Origin of the sequence: Holdemanella porci, from assembly GCF_019052655.1 — a bacterium.
In the GTDB taxonomy this organism is placed as follows: Bacteria; Bacillota_I; Bacilli_A; order Erysipelotrichales; family Erysipelotrichaceae; genus Holdemanella; species Holdemanella hominis.
Map to the genome: position 1 here is coordinate 1 of NZ_JAHQVB010000101.1, position 4,657 is coordinate 4,657.

Annotated in this window: 5 protein-coding genes and 1 pseudogene; 1 reads left to right on the forward strand and 5 read right to left on the reverse strand. The window is 30.5% G+C overall.

Features of this window, described 5'->3' with window-relative positions; all coding sequences use genetic code 11:
• Positions 1-375 precede the first annotated feature (375 nt).
• The 5 genes from KTQ83_RS11295 to KTQ83_RS11315 are packed head-to-tail and all read right to left on the reverse strand — an operon-like array spanning position 376 to position 4,363.
• Positions 376-1,353, reverse strand: a complete 978-nt coding sequence (locus KTQ83_RS11295) for a carbohydrate kinase family protein (RefSeq protein ID WP_244975857.1) — start codon at positions 1,351-1,353, stop codon at positions 376-378.
• A 15-nt stretch (positions 1,354-1,368) separates the two neighbouring features.
• Positions 1,369-2,007, reverse strand: a complete 639-nt coding sequence (locus tag KTQ83_RS11300; RefSeq protein WP_217256868.1) for an AAA family ATPase — start codon at positions 2,005-2,007, stop codon at positions 1,369-1,371.
• A 1-nt stretch (position 2,008) separates the two neighbouring features.
• A complete protein-coding gene (locus KTQ83_RS11305; RefSeq protein ID WP_217256867.1) occupies positions 2,009-2,389 on the reverse strand; it encodes a S16 family serine protease in 381 nt (126 codons plus the stop codon).
• Positions 2,390-2,392: 3 nt separating this feature from the next.
• Positions 2,393-4,174: a DUF2075 domain-containing protein gene (locus KTQ83_RS11310; RefSeq protein ID WP_217256866.1), complete on the reverse strand. Its 1,782-nt coding sequence runs from the start codon at positions 4,172-4,174 to the stop codon at positions 2,393-2,395.
• A 21-nt stretch (positions 4,175-4,195) separates the two neighbouring features.
• Positions 4,196-4,363, reverse strand: a complete 168-nt coding sequence (locus KTQ83_RS11315) for a helix-turn-helix domain-containing protein (protein WP_342367259.1) — start codon at positions 4,361-4,363, stop codon at positions 4,196-4,198.
• A gap of 99 nt (positions 4,364-4,462) precedes the next feature.
• Between KTQ83_RS11315 and KTQ83_RS11320 the strand changes: the two are divergent.
• Positions 4,463-4,657, forward strand: a pseudogene (locus KTQ83_RS11320) (IS1595 family transposase); the annotation flags it as partial.

The following is a 4,657-nucleotide window of genomic DNA, read 5'->3' on the forward strand; positions in this document are numbered from 1 at the left end:
GAGAGGGTGAACTAGTGTCTTTTACATTTTTCTATAATAATCAATGCGATTTTTAGCAATTCAACTAAAGCCAAGATAGTCATGGCAACATCAATGTACAGATAAATATACATAAAACACGTCCTCCTACATAATCGGAATCATCGAGAACTCAAGAAATCATCCTTTTAATTCAGAGGGTTCACCGTTACTACATCCAGTAGCCAATTCTTATTATAAATGTCCAATGTGAAAACATTATTAACTCCAAGCATGTTGTTGCGAATAATCCTATCTTATCTAAATCGTATTATTTTCATCGAATTAGATAGATTTATCTTGACTTTTAAATAAAAAAGAATCAGCATTTTATTCATACTGATTCCTATATATAAGTTATCTTAATTCTTCCATTGTCGGATAACGTGCAATGGCTCCTTCTTTTGTTACTGAAATAGAGCAAAATTTATTAGATAAATCTAAATACGTTTTTAATTGTTCTTCTGTTAAAATATTTATTTGTTCTAAATCCACATTTTCTTTTGCCATTTGATACAACAAACAACCAATAAAACCATCTCCTGCACCTGTTGTATCTACTGCATTCACTTTAATTCCTTTTGAGTTTGCAACCACATTTTTTGTGTATGCTACGGCTCCATCTTTTCCTGAAGTAAAAACTAACAATTTGACACCTTGATCAAATATATAATCTAGATTTTCTTCAATATCTTTGTTTCCAAAAATAAATTCAACTTCTTCATCACTAATTTTCAAAATATCTGCATACTGAATATATTCATGTATTACATTTTTTAAATATTCATGATCATCAAATAATGGCAATCTCACATTAGGATCAAATGAAACAATCAATCCATTTTCTTTGGCATATTTAATTGCCTTATTATATGCCTTTCGCATTGGAAAATTTCCTAATGAAACAGAGCAGAAATGTAAAGCATATGCATCCATAAACCAATTTTTATCAACATCATCTTCAGACATCAACATATCAGCACCCATATTTCTATAGAAAGAAAATTCTCGATTGGCATTTTCATCTAATGCAACAAATGCAAGTGAAGTATTTGCAGCATTCGTACGCTTCACATAGTCTGTATTTATTCCAAATCCTATTAATTCATTAACAATCTTATCTCCAAATGGATCTTTACCAAGCATCGTGATTATATTGCTTGAACCGCCTAATTTTGTATAGGCCCCACAGACATTTAGAGGTGCTCCTCCAACTTTAGGTGTAAAATTATTCACATCTATAATACGACCTGTATTTGATGGAATCATATAAATCAACGCTTCCCCAATAGTTAATAACTTTTTTATGATCAATTCCAAATACTTTATTTTCATTAATAGGTGAAAGATTTAATTGAGCAAGTGCGTTCTTAAGTCCATCTCTAAAGCTGTTTTTGCAGCAGTTCGCATAGAATCATCATAGCTGTTAATAAAGAGGGTTTTATTATAATAATTAAACGATGAGTGAGTATCTACGTTTGAAGTATCGATAAATAAAAATCCGAATGGACGTTTAATTGTTTGGTAAGTATTACCTGCATATGTTTTCCAAGATAAAGAATAATACTCGTATGGAACTTTTCCTGCTTCGATTTCACTTTCTAGGCCATATCCTAGCTCTTCATCGAATTTACAATCAAATACAATGCCAAATCCTTCAGTATTCTTATCTAACTGCCCATAAAAAAATTCTGTATTTTTATGTTTACTATCCAATTCCAACTTTAAATTTATCTGAATAAATGGAAGAGTTTTTATAGATGGATTTAATTGAAATTTTTTAATATCATCACGATTGAATAACTCTGCCAAAATCGATTTATCAGTCGTACGATATTGCTGATTTAATACAACTTTTATTGCTTCAAGAAGAGTACTTTTTCCTGATTCATTTTCTCCAACTAATATATTTAAATGTTCATTAAAATTCATATTAAACGATTGAAATTTCTTAAATCCTTTAATTGTTATTGATTTTAGTCTGTCCATTTTATTCCACCCCTAACGATTTAAACACTGCGTCCTCTGCATTGTTAGAAAATATCAAGTTAAAGCAACCAACTAGTTCTGGTGGTACACTACCTAAATCTACCGCTGAAGTGATTGGTAATAACACTTTCTTTGCACCAGAATCCAAACATACTTGTAAAGTATTTGCCAGGTTTTCTACCTTTGATACAGTACCACTTACACTAATTTCACTAAGTATAGCTAATGAACTTACGGTTGGTTTTTGAATAGCTATAGAACATAATGCAATTAATGTTGGAAGTGATAATGTACTTGTCATTCCAATCCTCTGTAAGTCTTGATATTGAGTAATATAGTCTTTAGCTGTTGCACTAATAAATAGAGTTTTTGCAATAAACATTTATTATTTCAAAGTATAATCATTCGCAGCCGCAATAAATTTTTTTAAATAATTCTGAAGATTTTTATTGCACGCATATACATAACAACCCTTAATACCTCTAGCTAAGATGGTTGTATATGTATTTATAATCAATTTTTTTAATTCAGCCTCACCCATACCTGCTTTAACTTTTTTATCTCTATATTCATTTAAATCTATGACAATCGAATTACATACAGGATCATAATCTATTTCTTTTCCAAAGATTACACCTACATAATTCATATCATATCCTTGAGTAGTATGAATACATCCGATAGTATAATGTGAATCTTTTCGTGTAATCCAATCTTCATTACATAGATTCCATATATAATGTTGATTGCCAAATGAAATATCATATTCACCTTTTTCCATCAAAGACAGATAGGTATCCAAATCATCTTTAGGCCTTTTACTTGGCTTTGTTTTCCAATCCCACGAAAAACCAGCTACTGTTTTGCACAAAGTATATTGATCATCTTTATTTCTTATTTCTTCAATTAATTTATTAGCATCATCAAACAATAAGAAATCATAATTTTCAATTGTTTTAAACTTCGTGCTAGTACAATTCATAATTGCCTTAACATATTCAATATATGGTGCACCACCCTTACATCGCATCTGTGTTTTTAATTCATGATACTTTAAATTAACCGAATACTTATTTAAAGTCTCTTGATACTCACTTGCAGTTAAGTCTGATGATTTTACTGCCTGATATTGATCATAAAATAAAACAACATGTTTTGCACAATTAAGCACCCATTCTAACTGATTTGTTTTATTTGGATCTAAACCTAATTGTCTGGATGTATCATCAAAGGATTTATATCCAGTTAAATTCTTTCTTTTACTTAACCTATGTGATTCATCTACAAATAGTATGTCATAATCTTCCTTAACCACATCGCAAGGTCCAATAACCATGTCTTTAACTAAACCATTGCCACATTGTTTAAAAACATTTGAAATTGTTCTTCTAAAACCAGGCATTGGTAATACAAATCCAATTTTAAAAGGCTTGCCATTTCTCTTTTTAAGAATATAATCTTTCAATTCTTTTAAAGCAGCTACTTTTTGTTTATCAATATCATCATCAAATTCTCCAACACTATCCTCTTCAATATCCAATGTATTCATTAGAGAATTTATGACACTAATTGCGACAACTGTTTTACCAGTCCCTGCACAACCATTCACCAAACTGACACCCATTTTATCATTAGTAAATGTATCAATAATATCCATAATAATATCTGTTCCAACTTCATTTTGTTCACCAGTCAAACAGTTGTATGGAGAAAACTTAAAGATATTTTCATTTTCAATTTTATGCAACGTGTGATCAGCAAGACCCATACTTTTTAAACTATTCCATAATCTTTCAAAATCACTACGATACTCATCGCGATTATAATAATCATGTATGGCTTGTTGACCCTTATTTTTATTAAGAATATTTTGAAATCTATTATCTACAGAACAATATTTAATCAGTCTTTGTTCATAATCCAAAATAACAGATTTATTAAATTTATGATCAAATACAATTGCGATTTCTTCCAAGTAATTCTTTTCATTGTTACTTAGATGTTGACTCATTCGAACCTCAGCACTTGTTGTTTCTCCAATATATAAATCTTGATTATTATGAATCAGATAAACAACAGGCCAGTTTTTACCATATTCATAATTCTTTAATTCATTTAAACCATCATTATCAAATGAATATGTACGTATTTCATCAGTCCCTTTCATGTTACACCTCCGAACCCTTAATTAATCTTTAATCAATTCCACTACATCATCAAATGTACAATCCAAACAATCACAAATACGTATCAACGTATCCATAGATACCGTTTCCTGTTTAGAAAGTTTTGCAAGTGTAGCTGGTGTTAACTTAGCTTCTTTAGCCAAATCTGTTTTTTTCATGCCTTTATCAATTAATAATTTAAGGCTCTGTCACAACAAATGGTTGATTTTTGACGAGAAATAGCGTATAATAATAGTAAGAAACAGTACCACCGAAGGAGGTAATTGGATATGCCTACTATCAAAGACGCATTAGATATTATCGGTAAGTTGACTGTCGCAGAGCAGGAAAGCCTTAAAACAATGCTTTTAAGTCCTGCCTTTGTAAAGTCTTTGAATATTGAAGATTTCGTAGCAAAGGAACGCTTTGCAAATGGTCGTGTATGCCCTCTTTGTGGCTGTATCCATGTGGTTCGCAATGGTCAT

Bases quoted from the DNA above. Each gene is read 5' to 3' on its own strand.
- KTQ83_RS11300 (WP_217256868.1), bottom strand. From the start codon at position 2,007: ATGGACAGACTAAAATCAATAACAATTAAAGGATTTAAGAAATTTCAA.
- KTQ83_RS11295 (WP_244975857.1), bottom strand. From the start codon at position 1,353: ATGAAAATAAAGTATTTGGAATTGATCATAAAAAAGTTATTAACTATT.
- KTQ83_RS11310 (WP_217256866.1), bottom strand. From the start codon at position 4,174: ATGAAAGGGACTGATGAAATACGTACATATTCATTTGATAATGATGGT.
- KTQ83_RS11305 (WP_217256867.1), bottom strand. From the start codon at position 2,389: ATGTTTATTGCAAAAACTCTATTTATTAGTGCAACAGCTAAAGACTAT.